The organism is Amycolatopsis mongoliensis, from assembly GCF_030285665.1.
Classification (GTDB): Bacteria; Actinomycetota; Actinomycetes; order Mycobacteriales; family Pseudonocardiaceae; genus Amycolatopsis; species Amycolatopsis mongoliensis.
The window spans coordinates 10,595,743-10,613,267 of sequence record NZ_CP127295.1 but is presented as its reverse complement, the minus strand read 5'-3'; the positions used below and the strand labels follow the sequence as shown (position 1 = coordinate 10,613,267).

The 17,525-nt window shown below is 71.7% G+C and carries 18 protein-coding genes; 7 read left to right on the top strand and 11 right to left on the bottom strand.

All coding sequences use genetic code 11. From position 1 onward, the window contains the following. Positions 1-32: 32 nt before the first annotated feature. Positions 33-599 (top strand): hypothetical protein, encoded by a 567-nt coding sequence (locus QRX60_RS50535; RefSeq protein ID WP_285998573.1) that lies wholly within the window; start codon positions 33-35, stop codon positions 597-599. Between the two features lie 37 nt (positions 600-636). Here QRX60_RS50535 and QRX60_RS50530 read toward each other — a convergent pair whose 3' ends face one another. From QRX60_RS50530 to QRX60_RS50515, 4 genes are all read right to left on the bottom strand, one after another. Next, positions 637-2,493, bottom strand: a complete 1,857-nt coding sequence (locus QRX60_RS50530; protein ID WP_285998572.1) for a glycosyltransferase family 39 protein — start codon at positions 2,491-2,493, stop codon at positions 637-639. Further along, a complete protein-coding gene (locus QRX60_RS50525; protein WP_285998571.1) occupies positions 2,493-3,749 on the bottom strand; it encodes a bifunctional glycosyltransferase family 2/GtrA family protein in 1,257 nt (418 codons plus the stop codon). The genes QRX60_RS50530 and QRX60_RS50525 overlap by 1 nt, the downstream gene beginning before the upstream one ends. Before the next feature lie 129 nt (positions 3,750-3,878). Further along, a complete protein-coding gene (locus QRX60_RS50520; protein ID WP_285998570.1) occupies positions 3,879-4,445 on the bottom strand; it encodes a hypothetical protein in 567 nt (188 codons plus the stop codon). Next, the gene (locus QRX60_RS50515; protein ID WP_285998569.1) at positions 4,442-4,765 is read right to left on the bottom strand and encodes a hypothetical protein; all 324 of its coding nucleotides are present in this window, start codon (positions 4,763-4,765) and stop codon (positions 4,442-4,444) included. The genes QRX60_RS50520 and QRX60_RS50515 overlap by 4 nt, the downstream gene beginning before the upstream one ends. Positions 4,766-5,118: 353 nt before the next feature. On the opposite strand from QRX60_RS50515, the gene QRX60_RS50510 reads away from it, so the two are divergent. The 4 genes from QRX60_RS50510 to QRX60_RS50495 are packed head-to-tail and all read left to right on the top strand — an operon-like array spanning position 5,119 to position 8,691. Beyond that, positions 5,119-6,321: a helix-turn-helix transcriptional regulator gene (locus tag QRX60_RS50510; RefSeq protein ID WP_285998568.1), complete on the top strand. Its 1,203-nt coding sequence runs from the start codon at positions 5,119-5,121 to the stop codon at positions 6,319-6,321. 12 nt (positions 6,322-6,333) lie between these two features. Beyond that, positions 6,334-7,083, top strand: coding sequence for a hypothetical protein (locus QRX60_RS50505; protein WP_285998567.1), 750 nt, complete (start codon positions 6,334-6,336; stop codon positions 7,081-7,083). Beyond that, positions 7,080-7,673, top strand: coding sequence for a dCTP deaminase (gene dcd / locus QRX60_RS50500; RefSeq protein WP_285998566.1), 594 nt, complete (start codon positions 7,080-7,082; stop codon positions 7,671-7,673). The genes QRX60_RS50505 and dcd overlap by 4 nt, the downstream gene beginning before the upstream one ends. Beyond that, complete coding sequence (locus QRX60_RS50495) at positions 7,657-8,691, top strand: thiamine-phosphate kinase (protein ID WP_285998565.1); 1,035 nt, start codon at positions 7,657-7,659, stop codon at positions 8,689-8,691. The genes dcd and QRX60_RS50495 overlap by 17 nt, the downstream gene beginning before the upstream one ends. Here QRX60_RS50495 and QRX60_RS50490 read toward each other — a convergent pair. The 4 genes from QRX60_RS50490 to QRX60_RS50475 form a co-directional block, all read right to left on the bottom strand. Beyond that, entirely contained in the window at positions 8,688-9,305 is a 618-nt protein-coding gene (locus QRX60_RS50490) for a hypothetical protein (RefSeq protein ID WP_285998564.1), read from the bottom strand. The genes QRX60_RS50495 and QRX60_RS50490 overlap by 4 nt on opposite strands. Further along, positions 9,302-9,574, bottom strand: coding sequence for a hypothetical protein (locus QRX60_RS50485; RefSeq protein WP_285998563.1), 273 nt, complete (start codon positions 9,572-9,574; stop codon positions 9,302-9,304). Before QRX60_RS50485 ends, QRX60_RS50490 begins: the two co-directional genes overlap by 4 nt. Before the next feature lie 80 nt (positions 9,575-9,654). Then, entirely contained in the window at positions 9,655-10,317 is a 663-nt protein-coding gene (locus QRX60_RS50480; protein ID WP_285998562.1) for a Crp/Fnr family transcriptional regulator, read from the bottom strand. A gap of 21 nt (positions 10,318-10,338) precedes the next feature. Next, entirely contained in the window at positions 10,339-10,842 is a 504-nt protein-coding gene (locus QRX60_RS50475; RefSeq protein ID WP_285998561.1) for a hypothetical protein, read from the bottom strand. Positions 10,843-11,192: 350 nt separating this feature from the next. Between QRX60_RS50475 and QRX60_RS50470 the strand changes: the two genes are divergently transcribed. Next, positions 11,193-12,251, top strand: coding sequence for a helix-turn-helix domain-containing protein (locus tag QRX60_RS50470; protein ID WP_285998560.1), 1,059 nt, complete (start codon positions 11,193-11,195; stop codon positions 12,249-12,251). Beyond that, a complete protein-coding gene (locus QRX60_RS50465) occupies positions 12,248-13,426 on the top strand; it encodes a hypothetical protein (protein WP_285998559.1) in 1,179 nt (392 codons plus the stop codon). The genes QRX60_RS50470 and QRX60_RS50465 overlap by 4 nt, the downstream gene beginning before the upstream one ends. On the opposite strand, the gene QRX60_RS50460 is transcribed toward QRX60_RS50465, so the two are convergent. From QRX60_RS50460 to QRX60_RS50450, 3 genes are all read right to left on the bottom strand, one after another. Then, positions 13,371-13,928, bottom strand: a complete 558-nt coding sequence (locus QRX60_RS50460) for a GNAT family N-acetyltransferase (RefSeq protein ID WP_285998558.1) — start codon at positions 13,926-13,928, stop codon at positions 13,371-13,373. The genes QRX60_RS50465 and QRX60_RS50460 overlap by 56 nt on opposite strands. 94 nt (positions 13,929-14,022) lie before the next feature. Next, positions 14,023-15,879, bottom strand: a complete 1,857-nt coding sequence (locus QRX60_RS50455) for an ArnT family glycosyltransferase (RefSeq protein WP_286003872.1) — start codon at positions 15,877-15,879, stop codon at positions 14,023-14,025. A gap of 100 nt (positions 15,880-15,979) precedes the next feature. Then, positions 15,980-17,524, bottom strand: coding sequence for a sensor histidine kinase (locus QRX60_RS50450; protein ID WP_285998557.1), 1,545 nt, complete (start codon positions 17,522-17,524; stop codon positions 15,980-15,982). Position 17,525: the final 1 nt, after the last annotated feature.

The following is a 17,525-nucleotide window of genomic DNA, read 5'->3' as shown; positions in this document are numbered from 1 at the left end:
CGACTTCGGTAACACGACCGAAGGAGCCGACGATGGGCGCAGCGTCGCACGACTCACGGCCGCTGATGGTGTTCGGTGTGCGGGACCACGCGGAAGTGGTCGGCAAGGGAGACCTGCTCGCCGCGGTGGAGCTGCAGGCCCAGCTCGGGTCGGCCGTGCGGCTCGTCGAAGCCGAGGCGCTCACGGAGGACCAGATCCGCGAGGACCTCATCCTGATCGGCGGCCCGGACGGCAATTCTCTGACCGGCAGCGTTCTCGAGCGCTTGGACGGCGTGCTCTCGCTCGGGTTCGCCGAGCACGGCTCGTCGGTCTACGACCGCAAGTCCGGCTTCGCGGCCTCGCCGCGCTACGACGACGCCGGTGACCCGCGCGTCGACTACGGCCTGGTGATCCGCGCGGCGAACCCCTTCGCCCCGGAGACCGCGGAGGTCGTGATCGTCGCGGGCTGCGGTGGTTACGGCACCGCCGCCGCGGCCGAGGCGTTCGACGAGGCGGAAGCCCTGGGCGGGTACCGGCACTTCGAGGCGCTCGTCGAGACGACGGTCTTCCGCCGGGCCCACCACGACACGCTGGTTCGCGAAGCCCGCGGGATCGCGTGAAAGGCCCGGGCTTCCGAAGAAGCCCGGGCCCCGAGCGTCACTTCTGCAGGTCGTAGACCGTCTGGCCGTCGACCGTCGTGGCGGTGAAGTTCGCCGTCACCCACGCGGTGATCTCCGACGAGCCGCCGCCCGGGCCACCTCCGCGGCCGCCGTCGATGTAGTACTTGATCTCGCCGGCCGCGACGTACGCCTTGAACTCGTCGAGCGTCGGCGCCGGGTCGGAGCCGCTCCAGCCGCCGATGCCGATCACCGCCTTGCCGCTGGCCAGTTCCAGCGAAGCCGCGTTCTGCGAGCCCGTCGTCGCCGCGGCCCACTTCGTCGTCGTCTTCGCCAGCAGCGCACCGATCGCGCTCGAGGACGAGTCCTCGCCGCCCGGACCTCCGCCCATGCCGCCGCCCATCGCGCTCGACGTCGGTCCCGACGTCGGGATCGAGCCGCTGTGCGCGACCGACGCCGTCTCGACGCCGTACGCCGCGGTGGAGACGCCCAGGGTCAGGACCACCGCCGCCGCGACGACCGTGGCCGCCTTGCGGACGGTCGGCACGCCCATCACCAGCACCGTCCCGGTCAGGACCCCGAGCACCGCCACGATCCAGCGCAGCGCGGGGAACCAGTCCGGCGTCCGGTCGAGCAGGATGAACGACCACACCGCCGTCGCCACGACCATCCCGGCCAGCGTCGCCCGCGGGCCCAGGTTGGCCCGGCCCTGCCACAGCGCGCGGCCCGAGATCGCGACCAGCGCGGCGATCGCCGGGGCCAGCGCGACCGAGTAGTACGGGTGCACGATGCCGCTCATGTAGCTGAACACCAGCGCCGTGACGACCAGCCAGCCGCCCCACAGCACGAGTGCCAGCCGCGTCCGGTCGGTGCGCGGTGCGCGCCGCGTGAACCACAGCCCGGCGACCAGCCCGATCAGCGCGGCGGGCAGCAGCCACGAGATCTCCGTGCCGAAGCTCGGCCCGAACATCCGGAACAGGCCCGAAGCACCGCCGAAGCCGGTGTTCCCGCCGCCCATGCCACCGCCACCGCCGGGCCCGCTGCCGTCGCCGCCGCCGAAGATGCGCGACAAACCGTTGTAGCCCAGGGCGAGTTCGAGCAGACTGTCCCCTTCGGACCCGCCGATGTAGGGCCGCGACGCCGTCGGCCAGAGGTCGACCAGCGCGATGTACCAGCCCGCCGAGACGACCAGCGCCGCGACCGCGCCGCCGAGGTGCAGCAGCCGCTTGCCCAGCGACGTCGGCGCCGCGATCAGGTAGACCAGCCCGAAGGCCGGCAGCACCAGGAACGCCTGCATCATCTTCGTCAGGAAGCCGAAGCCGATCGCGACGCCGGCCAGCGCGAGCCACTGGGGGCTCGCCTTTTCCGTGGCGCGCACGACGAAGTAGGCGCCGGCGACCATGAGCAGCACGAGCAGCGCGTCCGGGTTGTTGAACCGGAACATCAGCGCCGCGACCGGGGTGACCGCCAGCATCGCACCGGCCGTCAGCCCGGCGACCGGACCCGAAGTCCGTTTCACCGTCAGGTACAGGATCCCGACGGAGGCGACCCCCATCAGCGCCTGCGGGGCGAGCACGGTGAAGCTGGAGAACCCGAAGACGCGGGCGAAGGCCGTCGCGACCCACAGCGCCGCGGGCGGCTTGTCGACCGTCAGCACGTTGCCCGAGTCGAGCGACCCGAACAGCCAGGCTTTCCAGTCCTGCGTCCCGGACTGCACGGCGGCGGCGTAGAACGAATTGCCGTAGCCGGAGGCGGTGAGGTTCCAGAAGTACAGCACGGCGGTCGCGGCCAGCAGCCCGAACACGGCCGGGCGGACCCAGCGCGGTGGCGCGTGCGCGGCGGATTCCTTGCGGTGACGCGGTTCCTGCGTCACCGGGTCGGACAGGACGGCGGTCATCAGTACTCCTTCTGGGTAGCGGCCTGGCGGCGCGGGTTGAACACCCAGCCGCGCAGGAGCAGGAACCGGAGCACCGTCGCGGCGAGGTTCGCCAGCACGAGCACGGTGATCTCCAGGACCAGGCCGGGGGTGGTGGATCCGTTGAGCAGGGCCAGCGATCCGCTCGTCAGCGCGAGCCCGAGGCCGAACACGATCAGCCCTTCGAACTGGTGGCGCCCGGCACCGGCGCGCCCGCGGATGCCGAAGGTGAGCCGCCGGTTCAGCGCGGTGTTCCCGATCGCGGTGACCAGGAGCGCGGTGAAGTTCGCCGGCTGCGCGCCGACGGCGGTCCGCAGCAGCAGGAACAGCACGAGGTAGGCGAGGGTGCTGCTGACGCCGATGGCGGCGAACCGCACCAGCTGCGTCACCAGCCGCGGCGGCACGCCCGGTGCCTCGACGCCGATCGGCTGCCGCCCGAGCTGCTCACGCAGCCGGCTGATCGGGATCTCGCCGGTGAAGGTGGCCTTCGTGACGCGGGCGATGCCCTTGAGGTCCGCGGTGGCGGTCTTGACGATGTTGACCGACGAGTTCGGGTCGTCGACCCAGTCGACGGGCACCTCGTGGATCCGCAGCCCGGCCCGCTGCGCCAGGACGAGCAACTCGGTGTCGAAGAACCACCCGGTGTCCTCGACGTGCGGCAGCAGCTCGCGCGCGACGTCGGCGCGGATGGCCTTGAAGCCGCACTGCGCATCGCTGAACTTCGCGGCGAGCGTCGACTTCAAGATGAGGTTGTAGGCGCGGGAGATGAACTCGCGCTTCGGCCCCCGCACGACCCGCGCGCCCCGGGCGAGCCTGCTGCCGATGGCGAGATCGGAGTGCCCCGACAGGAGTGGGGCGACGAGCGGTGCGAGCGCGGCGAGATCGGTCGAGAGGTCGACGTCCATGTAGGCGAGGACGGCGGCGTCGGAGGCCCGCCAGACGGCGTTGAGCGCGCGGCCGCGGCCCTTCTCGTCGAGGTGGTGGACGGCCACCTCCGGGAACTCCCGGGCGAGTCTTTCGGCCACCCGCAGCGTCGCGTCGGTGCTCGCGTTGTCGGCGATCGTGATCCGGTAGGGGTAGGAGACGTGTTCGGCCAGGTGCGCGTGCAGCCGGCGGATGCACGGTTCGAGGTCGGTCTCTTCGTTGTAGACCGGGATGACGACGTCGAGGACGGGCTGCGGGCCGGCCAGATCGACCGGGACGGTCCCGGGCCGTGCTGCGGAGGCGGTGGCTGTCATGCCTCCTACGGTCGCCGGTCCCGCTTTGGTGATCGTGTGATCGCCCTGTGCGGTTGCTGTGCGCCGCGCCGGTCGTGAGTGGTAATTCGGGTTCTGACCCGAATTACCACTCACGCCCCGGGGTGGTCGCTAGCTGTGTGCTCGCAGCGGGACGACGTCGCCCGGCGACACCGCGCGACCGGGCTCGCGCCGGGCCGTCTTCGCGCAGATCGTCAACGTCACCAGCGCCCCGTACTTCGGGTGCCGGTCCACGTAGATCTCCGTCGCGAAGCACGCGTCCGCGAGCACCTCACGCCGGGAATGGATCTGGTCGAACCCGATGCCCGCCGGGCAGAACAGCGACACCACGATGTCGCCGTCCACCGGGCGGGTCCACAGGATCGCCGGGCGGCGGCCGTCGACCGTGCAGATGCGGGCGCTCGCGAACGCCGTGCGCAAGCGGTGCTGGACCACGATCGCGCGCAGCCGGCCTCGGACGTGGCGGCGGGCCGCGCGCCAGTAGAACACCCAGTTGAACGCCACCACGAACGCGACGACGGACCACACCGGCCCGAGCCAGAGAACGAGGTTGACCAGGGCGTACGGCAGGAGCGTGACGGCGAGCAGCTCGTAGCGCCAGTGGTAGAGCCACAGCACCGGGTTGGGCCGCTTGACGGGGGCCAGCTGCCGGGCCAATTCAGGGATCTCGTGGGTCATGACCGTGCTCCTTCGCAGCCGTCGGCGACCGGGACGGCGGTCGCGGGTGCCCGGCGGACGACTCCGGTTCCGGCGCAGCCCGGGCAAGCCGTGCCGTCGGAGGGCTGGATCCCGTGGCCGCCGCAGGAGGCGCAGGCGTGCACGGTGTCCCAGCGGGGATCGCGGTAGGTCCGGGAGCCTCGGGGCCCGCGGCGGACCTCCCAGCCGCGCGCGGTCGCGCGGGCGTCTTCCTCGGCGGCGAACAACCACTCGCCGAGGCGGTGCAGAAGCCGGTCGAACCAACCGCGTGCGCGGGACGTAGGTAGGTTGTGGTCTTGCATCGTGACACCCCCGGAAGTACCGCTCGGACTCGGACGGGCGGCCCGGCAAGGGCGCCCACGGGCGGCTCGGGGAGGCCGCCGGGCACGTTATGTAGTGCCCCAGGTGCGCGTGGTTGCGTCCGTTGCGGCGAACAGGGGGTCCGCGAGCAGGGGTTTCAACCCGTTCGGGCGAGTCGACCCCAGTCCGCACCAACAAAGAGTCGCCGATGGGATAAAGTGCGCTCTGTGTCCACATATTGTCACCTCCCTACGTTCGCCTACGTGAGTAGGTAAGGCTGGTGTCGAATGCTTACCTACATTCTAGATCGACCGCACCGCGGCCGATAGATACTGATGTGGTAACGGCCGAGGACGTGGGCGCCGAACTGCGCCGGCTGCGCAAGGCTGCCGGGCAGACGCAGGCGGACGTGGCCCGGATCGTCGGGGTCAGCCGCGCGAACCTGACCCAGTGGGAGACCGGGCGGTACCTGCCGTCGGCGGAGAACGCCCGGTTGCTCGACGATCACTTCCGCGCGGCGAATGCCCTGGTCGAGATGACCGACGCGGCCCGCTCGCCCGGGCCGGCGACCGCCGGGGTCCTGACCACCGGCGGCTCGCTGCTCGAGGTCTTCCGCCGCGCCGGCGCCAGCCTCGCCGAAGAGCTGATCCGCGACGAGAACGGTCGCGCGGTCGGCTGGCGGCACAACCTCCAGAAGCGGGGCAAGCACACGACGCTCGCCACCGCCTACGGGATCTCGGCCATGGTCGTGGTAGGCGAGCCCTACATCGACCTACATGCCGTCGTCACGGACCTCTACGGCAAGCGTTCCGACTTCGGCTGGCAGGGCCGGTCCGAGGGCCGCCGACCCGAGGTCACGGCCGCGGTCGTGGGCGCGCTCTTCCAGGCCAGCACCATCCTCTCGGCGGAGGAGGGGCTGGTCCACCTCGAGCACTCGCTCGACGACCGCACCCGGACGCGGCCGTTCCTGCTGTCCGCCGCGCTGCGCACGTCGGTGCGGCTCGGGCCGGACGCCCCGCTGACCCGGCGCCTGACGGACGACCTCCTCGCGGCCCGGCTCGACTTCGACGGCGTCCCGCTCTGGGGCGAGAAGAAGGAAGAGGGACTGGTCGCGCCGGAGCCGTCCACCGCCCACACCGCGCGTGCGGTGGTGGCCCTGCGGGAGCTGCTGCGCTCCGGGCAGGGCAGCGACGAGGTCCGGGAAGCCGCCGAGATCGGCACCCGCTGGCTCATCGAGCGGGTCCACCCCGACGACGGCGTGTCGGAAGACCTGGCACTGCCCCAGCCGGACGGCCGGCCGGACGTGCGGGTCACGATCAAGCACTTCACCTCCGCCTGGGTCCTCCAGGCGCTGGCCGAGGCGCCACAAGTGCCGGTGGCCAGGCTGAGCCGCGCGCTCAATTCCCTCTGGGAACGCTACGAACCCTCGCGCGGCCTGTGGGCCTGGGGCAGTGGCGATTTGCCCATTTGGATGACCCTGGACGCCGTGACGGCTCTGCGCGCGGTCGCGCTGGCCTTCCCGGCGCCGCAGTTCCGCCCCCCATCAGCCGCAGATTGAGATCCCCGCACGATGAGCACGACACCTCCGGTGGTCAACGGCGACCACCCGTTCCCGCGACAGCTCGCGGAAGCCTTGCGCGGCAACGGCTCCCGCCCCGGCCTGGACCAGCTCCGGGCGACCGCGGAGTACATCCGCGCCCACCGCGGCGAGTTCGCGGAGTGGCTGCGCGACCTGGCCGACGCCCCCACCGCCGTCGCCGAGATCGCGAAACGCTCGTACTGGCATCCCAACGGCTTCGCGAAGATCGTCCTCCACACCGGTGTCGAGCCCGAGTTCCGCGTCCGCCTCCACGTCTGGCCGCGCAGCGAAACGGTGTCGCGCGGGGAGTCCAACCCGCACAGCCACCGCTGGGAGTTCGCCTCCCACGTGCTGACCGGCACCGGGATGCACATGGTCGAGTTCGCCGAAACCGCCGACGGCGGCAAGCCGTTCCGCCGGTACCGCTACGGCGCCGACCCCGCGAACCCGGCCGCCCTGGTCGCCGACGGCGAGGTCCGGCTCAGGCGCCGCGCCTCGCCGCACGTCCAAAGCGGCGACGTCTACACCTGCGACACCTCGATCGTCCACACGGTACGGCCGGTCGACGCCGGGCTCACCGCGACCGTCGTGGTCCAGGGTCCCCGCCGGACGTCCACCACCGTCGTCTACTGCGAGCCCGGGGAAAGCGACGACCAGCCGAACTTCGACCTCACGCGAGCGGACTTCGAGGAGCTCGTGACCACCGTCCTGGCGAAGCTGGACTGCGGGGTCGCACCATGAGGTCCGTGCAGCCCGACCAGCACGGCATCCTCACCGACCGGGCCATCCGGCGGGCGTACGAGACCGGGCAGCTGTGGGTCGACCCGTTCGACGCGGCGCTGATCCGGCCGGCCGCGCTCAGCCTGCGGCTCGGGCACGAGGCCTTCTCCCTGCAGACGCACGGGCCGGTCGACGTCGCGGACCGGTCGACCCACCCCGAGCTGGCCCCCAAGGCGCTGGACGCGAGCGGGCGCCTGGTCGTCGAGCCCGGCGAAGTCGTGCTCGCGCCGACGCTGGAGAAGATCGGCCTTTCCGAGAACCTGGCGGGTCTCGTCGACGGCACGAGCGACTACGCGCGGCTGGGGATCGGCGTGGTGCTGTGCGGGCAGGTCAGCCCGGGCTTCGGCCGGGACACCGGCGCCGTGCTCACCCTGGAGATCGTCAACCACCTGCGGCACCCGGTGCTGATGTACCCCGGCGCCCGGATCTGCAACCTGATGCTGTTCGCTTCGACCGGGAGCGAGCGGCCCTACGGCGCCATGCCGCACAACTACTCGAGCGACCACGCGGTCGTCGCGTCCCGATTGGCGGATCATGTCCGGCAGCTTTGAGCAACGCCTCGGCGACCTGGGTGAGCAGCGGATCCAGCGAGAAGTACTCCAGCCGAGATACGGCGGCACCGAAGGTTTCGGCGACGACAGCGCGTTCCTGGCGAAAGTGGACACGCCGAGCGAGCTCGTCGCGACCACCGACAGCTGCCCGACCCCGGTGGTCAACATCCTGCGCGAGCCCGACCTGTTCCACGCCGGCTGGTTGCTGGCCACGATCAACCTGTCCGACCTGGCCGCCGCCGGAGCCGAACCGCTCGGGCTCGTCGTCAACTACACCCTGCCCAAGACGACCACGGTGCGGGAGTTCGAGCGCCTGCTCGACGGTGTCGACGCCTGCTGCCACGAGCACGGCACGAAGGTCGCGGGCGGGGACATCCGGGACGGAGCCGGGCAGCTGACCGCGACGGCCATCGGGCGGTGTGCTCCGGGCAGCAGGCTGCGGCGGTCCGGGGCGAAGGCCGGGGACCGCCTGCTGCTGGTCGGTTCGCCGGGCTACCTCTGGGCCGCGGCTCTGCTGGAGACCGGACGGGCGACGCTGCCGGCGGCGGCCCGAGACGAGATCTGGCAGCGCGCCTGCCGTCCGACGGCCCAGCTGAAGGCGGGACAGCTGCTGGCCGGGTACGCACGGGCGGCGATGGACGTCTCCGACGGCCTGTTCGCCACGGTCCGCACGCTGGGCGAGGCGAACGGGCTCGGCGCGGCGGTCACCGGCGAGTTCGAACTCGACGAACCGCTGGCCGAAGTGGCCGCCCAGTGCGGTTTGCGCCCGTTCGACCTCGCGCAGACGTGGGGCGACTGGGGTCTGGTCGCGGTGGTCCGGACCGAGGACGTCAAGGTCGTCGAGAAGACCTTGCGCGCGGAAAGCGTTGCGGTGCAGGAAATCGGGACGCTCACCGAGGACAAGCGGCTGACCGAGGGAACCGCTCCGTGGCGGGGGATCGCCCAGGAGCGGTTCTCGGCCAGTTCGTGGCACGGCGGTGAACTGTCCACTTTGCTCACCGAGGTGCTGGGTGTCTAGCTGTGCGCCCGCAACGGCACCACGTTGCTCGGCAGCACCGCCCGCTCACGCGGGGCCTCGGTCGGGCTGATCGTCAGCGTCACGAGGCTCGCGTACTTCGGGTGACGGTCGACGTACACCTCCGGGACCGCGCACGCCGCCGCGAGGACCGTGCGGTTCCGGTGCAGGTGCTCGAACGCCTCGCGGCCGAACAGCGACACCACGATGTCGCCACCGCGCGGGCGCGACCACAGGATCGCCGGGCGGCGGCCGCCGGGCAGGCGCAGCAGCGGGAACGCCGCCCGCAGCCGGTGCTGCAACCGGACCGCCTGGATCCGGGCCCGCACCTGGCGGCGCCGCAGCAGCGCCCACCCGAGTGCGGCGGCGAAGACCCCCGACGCCCACAGCGGGCCGGCCCACAGGGCGAACGTCACCAGGCCGTAGGGGAGCAGCGTCACCGCCAGGATCTCCCACCGCCAGTGGTAGAGCCGGGCGGGGAACGACGCTTGCCTGCTGGTCATTTCCGTGTTCCTTCCGGTGAGCCGGCGGCGCAGAAGGCCGCCGAGGTGGCGCGAGAGACGTCCGGCGGCGATGCCGGCCACGAGGGCCGCGACGATCGCCAGCCCCGGCGTCATGTCGGGATCCGGGTCTTCGGGGCGGGCTCGGGCCGGCGGTCGCGGTCCCGGCCGAGCCGCCAGGTCCAGCGCCACCCCGCCCAGATCGCGACGACCGACCCCAGCAGGACCAGCACGAAGGCCTGGCCGACCAGGCCGTCGAGAGGTGCCAGCCGAAGCAGGACCAGCAGTGCCCAGATCTGGGTCGCGGTGAACGGGATGACGAGCCCGGCCGCGTAGACGCCCCGGCGCCAGCGGCTCTGGCGCGGTGCGGTGATGTAGGGGTCCATGAATGCCCTCCTCTGCCCGTGGATCCAGGAAACCTCCGGCGCGCCGCACCCTGTGTGTCAGCTGACACAGAAGGCGGGATTCAGCTCGCCAGTCGTCGAAGTTCGGCCAGTCGGTGGATCGTCACCTGTCTTCTGCCGGTGCTGATCACGCCCTGGCGCCGCAGGTCGCGCGTCGCGCGCGCCCAGGACTCGCGGGAGATCGCCGCGGTCATCGCGAGCTCGGCCTGCGTGGCGGGTACCGAGATCCGGATGTCCCGCCCGTGGGGAACCCCGTGCTGGACGGCCAGTTGCATCAGCTGCGCGGCGACCCGGCGCGCCGCGGCGCCGCCCCCGACCTCCAGCCACTGACGGCCGACCGAGCGCAGCCGCGTCGACAGCACGAGCAGCAGCGCCCAGGAGATCCGGGACCGCGTCCGGCACAGCGCGGCGAAGCGGTCGCCGGGGACCTCCAGGACCTCGACGTCGTCGAGCGCTTCGACGGTCGCCGACCGCGGCTGCGCGTCGATCGCGGCCAGCTCGCCGATGACGTCCCCCGTGCCGCGCACCCCGACGACGACCTCGCGCCCGTCCGGCGTCCCGTGGACGATCCGCACGTGCCCGGCGAGCAGCACCAGCACGACGCTGGAGCGGTCGCCTTCCCGGCAGAGGGTCCCGCCGCGCGGGTAGGTGCGCCGCGTGGCGGACTCCGCCAGCATCCGGCGATCGGCCGGGGCCAGGTCGGCCCAGAATCCCGTCGGTTCCACGTCCCACCTCGCTTCCGGTCCCTACGCGGTCAGTCCCTCCTCCGGCTCGCCGACTTCGGGCGTGTAGAGCCAGCCGCGGAGTCGTTCTTCGCCGAGCTTGATGTGGACGGGCTGGGTGAAGGCGGACCGGTCGATGCCGGAGTAGCCGTGCCGCACGACGGCGCGGTGGATCTCCTGCGAGACGGCGAGCGCGAGTGGCGCGGTCGTTTTGCCCAGCAGCCGCTTCAGCTCGGGGGCGTCGACCAGCCGGCAGGCGATGTCGACGTCCTCGCCGTAGGAGGCGCGCGAGTCGCGGTGCACCTCACCGGCGTGCACGGCGACGCGCAGCCGGAAGGCGAGCTCGGGCCGGCTTTCGGCGTGCTTCTCGAGCAGATCCCCCAGCGCGGGGACGACGGTGGTGAGCAGGAGCGTCTTCGGCAGCTGGTCGAAGGGCCGGATCAGGCACAGCGCCCCGTCGCCGCGATCGACGAAGGGGTCGCGGTGCTTCTTGCCGATCCCGCCGGCCGCGAGGGCCTCGTCGAGCAACTGGAAGAGGACATTACGGAGCTGGGTCCGCACCGAGTTCGTCCGCTTGGTCGAGTTCTCGATGTCGACCGCAACGATGGCCCGGTGCCGGGGTATGTCAGCTGAAGTGTCCATGGCCCGCTCCCTGCCTTCAGGTGTGAAGCTGAAGTTCAGTCAAGTTCACTGTAGGGGGTGGAGTACCCTGGAACAACAAGGTTGAATCGGCGTTACCCGTTTGGTGCGGAGGAGTTCGGGTCGACGTAACGTTTCAGTCCCGGCTTCGGCAGGTCGCCGACCGTGACTTTAGGTCCCGGGAGTACTATCAGGCCACTTTCCGCACTACTGAAATTTACTGAAGGGTGGCGGAGGCTGTGTCCCCAGTCGCGTCGCGGGCGCTCGCCCGCCGCCTCAAGGGGCTGCGCGAGGAGCAGTGGCCCGACGCCGGGCTCACGCAAGCTCAGCTGGCCCAGGCGCTCGGCGGGCTCAGCATCTCGCTGATCTCGTCCTGGGAGAACGTCCAGAAGCCGACCCGCGCGCCGGCCCGGCGGCTCGAGGCGTACGCGACGCTGTTCGCGACGCGGCGTTCGTGGGACGGCGAGTCCCTGCGAATCCTCCCACTGGAAGAACTGACGGACGAGGAGCGGGACCGGCGCAAGGATCTGCTGGACGAGCTGCTGTGGCTGCGGGAAGGCAACGAACCCGTCTCGGCGAAGGCCGCGGTGACCGACTTCTGGACCTTCGAGGAAAACGACCAGCGGATCACGATCGTCTGTGCCCAGCTCCCGGAGAAGTACCGCCGGCACCTCAGCTACGCGGACCCCGAGAGCGCCGACTTCGTGTCGCTCTACACCTACGCGGACCCGGACGCATTGATCGAGCTGTTCGGCCACATCCGCGCGCGCAACCCCGAGAACCCTGTCACCTTCCGCACCAGCGGCAAGCTCGACCCCGACGACTACACCAGCCACCTGGTCCTGCTCGGCGGGGTCGATTTCAACAGCGTGACGAAAGACGTGATCAAGCGGGTGGAACTCCCGGTGGAGCAGGTCGGCCGCGAAGCTGCCGGCGCGCACGGCGGGTTCCGTGTCAAGGAGAACGGCCAGTCGAAGCTCATCGAGCCGCAGCTCGATGAGCAGGGACACCTGCTGGAAGACGTCGCGCTTTTCTATCGGGGCGTATCTCCGTTCAACCGGAAGCGCACGGTATCCGTGTGCAATGGCATGTACGGTCGAGGAACGCTGGGCGCGGTCAGAGCGCTGACGGACACCCGGTTCCTGGACCGGAACACCGCCTACCTTCGCGAGCGGTTCGGCGACATGGAATCCTTCAGCATCATCAGCCGGGTGCCTGTCGTCGGTGGGCAGGGCCTGACCCCGGACTGGACTCTCGAGGAGAACCGGTTGCACGAGTGGCCCGAGGCTGCCGCATGAACGCGCGGCAGCACGAGTCCCATCAGAACCTGCTGACCCACGTCGCCGCGGAGGACGCTCCGCGCGCGCCCCTGGACGCCATCGTGGTGCCCAACGGACGCCCGGCGGCCTACCTCGAGCAGGCCATCACCGCGGCGAAGCAGCTGGATGCGCACCTGTTGCTGCTGTGCAGCATGCGTGCCAACGCTTCGAGCGCGGCCCTGGCGGCGAAGCGGGAGGGCGTCCGGGTCACGGCCATCGACCTGGACGAGCTGCCGAAACAGGTGGTACCCGAGTTCGCCACCGACAACCTGCTGCGGCTCGGCCGGTTTCGCCGGCCCGTCGACACCAGCCTCAAGCGCAACCTCGGCCTGCTCCTCGCGAGTCTCGCGGGCTGGAAACGGATCCTCTTCCTGGACGACGACATCACGCTGCCGAACCCGAGCGACCTCGCCGCCGCGGCGGGGTTGCTTTCCGGGTATCCGGTCGTCGGGCTCGCGAACGCGGGGATGCCGGACAACTCGGTCGTCTGCCACGCGCTCCGTGACGTCGGCGCAGCTCAGGACGTGTTCATCGGCGGCGGTGCGCTGGCGGTCGGCGAATCGGCGTTCTCGTCGTTCTTTCCCAACATCTACAACGAGGACTGGTTCTTCCTGCTCGACGGGCTGCGGCTGCGCCCGTCGGCGGTCACCGGGACCGCGTTCCAATACGGCTACGACCCGTACAACGATCCCCGCCGTGCGCGCGGCGAGGAGCTCGGGGACACCCTCGCGGAAGGCGTGTTCGGCCTGCTGGACAACGGCGGAGGGCTGGCGGACGCCACCGAGCCCTATTGGAGCGAGTTCCTCAACGCGCGGCGGGACATCATCCGCACGACGATCGACCGGGTGCAGGCCTCGGGCATCGAACCCGCGCAGAAGGCCCGGATGGTCGCCGCGCTCAAGGCGTCGATCGGGCGCAGTCATCTCATCACGCCGGACCTGTGCGTCCAGTACCTGCGAGCCTGGCAGGCGGACTGCGTGCGCTGGCGCAAGCACATCCGGGAGCTCCGCCGCGACCACCGCGGCCGCCTGGGGATCGAGGACGCGCTCGTGACCTTGGGCATCGCCCACCTCGCGCAGCCGGGCATCGACGGGCGGATCAACAAGGGTTCGCGGCGCCGATCGCCCGCGGCTCGCTCCGCGGTGCCGGCGTGATCACGCCAAGGTCTTTCACCAGGACGTAGCAGCGTTCCGGCACTTCGAGCACCCCGCCGTTGCGCAAGGTCACCTGCGCGTAGCAGGTCACCGTGCCATGCCCCCAGTCCCGGTAGCCGAGCCGGTCGTACAACCGGGCCGCGGCCGGGTTGTCCGTGCGGACCGCCAGCGCGACCCGCTCGTGGCCGAGTTCGACGAGGTGGTGCTCCACCGCGCCGACCAGGGCCGCGCCGACGCCGCGGTTGCGCAGATCCGGGTGAACCTGCAGGTGGGTGAGCAGGGCGACCCCCGGGAGGTGCCGGCGGATCGGCGGTTCTTCGGCTTCCTCCAGCCACAGGTACACCGAGCCGGCCGGGCGGGGGCCGAGCCACGCGAACAGGAGGATGCCCTGATCATTCCGCTGGCGCATCCAGCGATCGATGAGGAATCCGCCGTCGCCGAGGGCTGCGGCGAACGGGATCAGATCTGCGGATCGGGCCCGCCATACGTGGGGCTCGGTCATCTGCAGAAGCTCCGTTCTCCGGGTACTTCCATAGTGCCGGAGGCGGCACGGAGTTGACCAGGTCATCCGGCCCTGACCCTGCTTTCGTCGGTGCTCAGGCGGCTGCGGTGAGGTCGTAGACGGTCACCCCGTCCACCGTCGTCGACGGGTACTTCGACGCCACCCACTCCGCGATCTGCCGGGCCGCGTCCGAGCCGCTGCTGCCCTGCATCGTCATGCCGTCGCCGAGGAAGTAGTGGATCCGGCCGCTCGCCACGTACTGCTGGAACTGCGCCAGCGTCGGATACGGGTCCGTTCCGTTGAACCCGCCCACCGGCATGACCGGTGCCCCGCTCGCCAGCTGGTAGCCCGCGGCCGCGTTCGAGAGCACCGTCGCGGCCGTCCAGGTGTACTTCGCCGCGTCCTGCTGGAGCAGCGCCGTCAGCTGGGCCCCGGGAAGAGTCGTGCTGAGCAGCGAACCCGGGCCGCCGCCGAAACCGCCTCCGCGACCCTGTTGCGGGCCGCCGCCGAAGCCGCCGGGGCCGCCACCGAAGCCCGTTGACGGGCCGGCCGACGGGATCGCGCCGCTGTGGGTCGTGGCCGCGGTCGCCACGGTGTACGCGCCGGATCCGGCCAGCACGACGACCAAAGCGAACGCGGCCACCGCGGACGCCGCCCAGCGGGTCAGGTGGACCGAGAAGAACAGCGCAACTGCCGCCAGCAGCCCGCCGATCAGCACCGCCGGGGCCAGCCACGGCTGCCACGTCGATCCCGACAGCAGCAGGTACGTGGTCAGCGCCGTCAGAGCCACGCCACCGCTGAGCAGGCCGGACGCCGAGGGCCGCGACCGCAGGCGCCACAGCTGGACCGCCGCCGTGCCCACCAGCGCCGCGATCGCCGGTGCCAGCGCGACCGTGTAGTACGGGTGGATGATCCCGCCCATGTAGCTGAACGTCAGCGCCGTCACCAGCAGCCAGCCGCCCCACAGCAGCAGGGCCGCGCGGGAGCGGTCGGTGCGCGGCGCGCGTCGGGTGAACCAGAGGCCGGCGCCCAGCGCGAGCAGCGCCGCCGGGAGCAGCCACGCGATCCCGCCCGCCATCTCACTGCCGAACAGCCGGCTCAGGCCGGTCGAGCCCCAGCCGCGTCCGGCGCCGCCGCCGACGCTGCCGACCTCGTCGCCGGTGATCCGGCCGAAGCCGTTGTAACCGAAAGCCAGCTCCCACAGCGAGTTCGTCTGCGACCCGCCGATGAAGGGCCGATCGGCGGCCGGCCAGAGCGCGACGACCACGAGGTACCAGCCCGCCGCCACGACCGTCGAGACGAGAGCGGCCAGCAGGTGCAGCAGCCGCTTGCCGAGCGGCACCGGCGCCGCGACCAGGTACGCCACCGCGAACGCCGGCAGCACCAGGAACGCCTGCAGCATCTTCGCCAGGAAGGCGAACCCGACCGCGACCCCGGCCAGCGCGAGCCAGCGGGGGCTCGCCTTCTCGCACGCGCGGACCACGCAGTAGGCGCCGGCGACCAGCAGCAGCACGAGCAGCGCGTCCGGGTTGTTGAACCGGAACATCAGCGCCGCCGCGGGGGTCAGCGCCAGCACCAGGCCGGCGACGAGCCCGGCGGCCGGGCCGGAGGTCCGCTTGACCGTCGCGTGCAGCAGCCAGACCGAGCCGACACCCATCAGCGCCTGCGGCACCAGGACGCTCCACGCGTTGACGCCGAACACCCGCGCCGAGAGGCCCATCACCCACAGCGCGGCCGGGGTCTTGTCGACGGTGATCGCGTTCGCGGCGTCGCTGGAGCCGAAGAACAGCGCCTTCCAGCTCTCCGAACCGGCCTGCGCGGCCGCGGAGTAGAAGGCGTTGGCCCAGCCGGAGGCGCCGAGGCCCCAGAGGTAGAGCACGGCGGTCCCGAGCAGCAGGACGGCCAGTGCGGGCTGGTGCCAGGTCCGGCGAGCGGGCGGCGAGGGGGTCACGGCGGTGGTTTCGCGCGACGCGAGTGCGGCTTTTCGGGGGTTCCGGGTGGCGGAGCCCCCGGCCCGGGGCGAAGCCCCGGATGTCACAGAGGTCATGAGATCAGCTTCCGGTCTCCAGCTGGGGCCGGGTTGTGCCGATGCTGTGCACTCGCTGTGCGGGCACGGCCACGGGCAGGCGCACCGCGAACTCCGTCCGGCCGGGGCGGCTGTGCACCTCGATCGTGCCGTGGTGGGCGACGACGACGGCGCACGCGATCGCCAGCCCGAGCCCGGTGCTGCCGGCGGTGCGGGAGCGCGACGAGTCGCCGCGGGCGAACCGCTCGAAGACGTCCGGCAGCAGGTCCGGCGCGATGCCGGGGCCGTTGTCGGTCACCGTGAGCACGGCGCTGCCGTCGGCCGAACGGGCGAGCGAGGTCGCCACCGTGGTGCCCGGCGGCGTGTGCGTGCGGGCGTTGGCCAGCAGGTTCGCCAGCACCTGGTGCAGCCGCTGGACGTCGCCGAACACGAGCACCGGGTCCGGGGGCAGTTCCAGGAGCCAGCGGTGCTCGCGCCCGGCGACACGGGCGTCGCCGACGGCGTCGGCGACCAGCCGGGTGAGGTCGAGGTCGCGCACGTCCAGCGGGCGGCCCGCGTCGAGCCGGGCCAGCAGCAGGAGGTCCTCGACGAGCGCGCTCATCCGGACGGCCTCGGACTGGATCCGGTGCATCGAGTGCGCGACGTCGGGTGGCACCAGCGCGCTGCCGCGGGCGGCCAGCTCGGCGTACCCGCGGATGGCGGCCAGCGGCGTCCGCAGCTCGTGGCTGGCGTCCGCGACGAACTGGCGGACGCGCAGTTCGCTGTCGTGCCGGGCTTCCAGGGCCTGCGCGACGTGGCCGAGCATCAGGTTCAGTGCCGAGCCGACCTGGCCGACCTCGGTCCGCGGGTCGGTGTCGGACTCCGGGACGCGGATCGACAGCGCCACCTGGCCGCGGTCGAGCGGCAGCTCGGTGACGCGCCCGGCGGTGGCCGCGACGCGCTCGAGCGGCCGCAGCGTCCGGCGGACCGCGAACGCGCCGAGGAACGCCGCGCCGAGCACCCCCGCGGCGGCGACGCCGAAGAGGATCAGCCCGACGGTGAGCAGCGTGTCGGTGACCGGCTTCAGCGGCAGGCCGGTGACCACGACGTCGGACGTCCCGGCGACCGGGAGCGCCATCAGGCGGTACTCGCCGAGGTCGGCGAAGGACATGGTGTGCGGCTTGCCGTCGGTGGGCACCGAGAGCATCAGGGCCTGCTGGGCCGCGGTGAGGTGCAGCCGCGAACCGTGCTCGGAGATGCTGTCGTCGTGGACGAGCCGCTGCCCGTCGAAGGTGCCGCTCACCGTGCCGACGTTCTGCCCGAGCGGGTGCTCGCCGGCCTGGTCGTCCGGCTGCGGCTGCGGCCCGCCGCGCTGCTGCGCGGCGTTGCTCGCGAAGACGAGCGAGCGCGTCGCCGCGGCGGAGAGCTGCTGGTCGATCTGGCGGGTGAGGAACAGGTCGAGCGCGAACTCGCTGACCACCCCGACGATCAGGCACACGACGGTGAGCAGCACGACCATCGAGCCGGTCAGCTTCGCGCGCAGCGAAAGGCGCCCCCGGCGGGGGTGCGGCGGGACGGTTCGCGCGGCCATG

Excerpts from the sequence above, each read along its gene's own strand:
- QRX60_RS50490 (WP_285998564.1), bottom strand. The coding sequence starts at position 9,305 with ATGACGCCGGGGCTGGCGATCGTCGCGGCCCTCGTGGCCGGCATCGCC.
- QRX60_RS50460 (WP_285998558.1), bottom strand. The coding sequence starts at position 13,928 with ATGACCGAGCCCCACGTATGGCGGGCCCGATCCGCAGATCTGATCCCG.
- QRX60_RS50495 (WP_285998565.1), top strand. The coding sequence starts at position 7,657 with ATGTCCGGCAGCTTTGAGCAACGCCTCGGCGACCTGGGTGAGCAGCGG.
- QRX60_RS50515 (WP_285998569.1), bottom strand. The coding sequence starts at position 4,765 with ATGCAAGACCACAACCTACCTACGTCCCGCGCACGCGGTTGGTTCGAC.
- QRX60_RS50525 (WP_285998571.1), bottom strand. The coding sequence starts at position 3,749 with ATGACAGCCACCGCCTCCGCAGCACGGCCCGGGACCGTCCCGGTCGAT.
- QRX60_RS50465 (WP_285998559.1), top strand. The coding sequence starts at position 12,248 with ATGAACGCGCGGCAGCACGAGTCCCATCAGAACCTGCTGACCCACGTC.
- QRX60_RS50535 (WP_285998573.1), top strand. The coding sequence starts at position 33 with ATGGGCGCAGCGTCGCACGACTCACGGCCGCTGATGGTGTTCGGTGTG.
- QRX60_RS50530 (WP_285998572.1), bottom strand. The coding sequence starts at position 2,493 with ATGACCGCCGTCCTGTCCGACCCGGTGACGCAGGAACCGCGTCACCGC.
- dcd (WP_285998566.1), top strand. The coding sequence starts at position 7,080 with ATGAGGTCCGTGCAGCCCGACCAGCACGGCATCCTCACCGACCGGGCC.
- QRX60_RS50520 (WP_285998570.1), bottom strand. The coding sequence starts at position 4,445 with ATGACCCACGAGATCCCTGAATTGGCCCGGCAGCTGGCCCCCGTCAAG.
- QRX60_RS50505 (WP_285998567.1), top strand. The coding sequence starts at position 6,334 with ATGAGCACGACACCTCCGGTGGTCAACGGCGACCACCCGTTCCCGCGA.
- QRX60_RS50450 (WP_285998557.1), bottom strand. The coding sequence starts at position 17,524 with ATGGCCGCGCGAACCGTCCCGCCGCACCCCCGCCGGGGGCGCCTTTCG.
- QRX60_RS50485 (WP_285998563.1), bottom strand. The coding sequence starts at position 9,574 with ATGGACCCCTACATCACCGCACCGCGCCAGAGCCGCTGGCGCCGGGGC.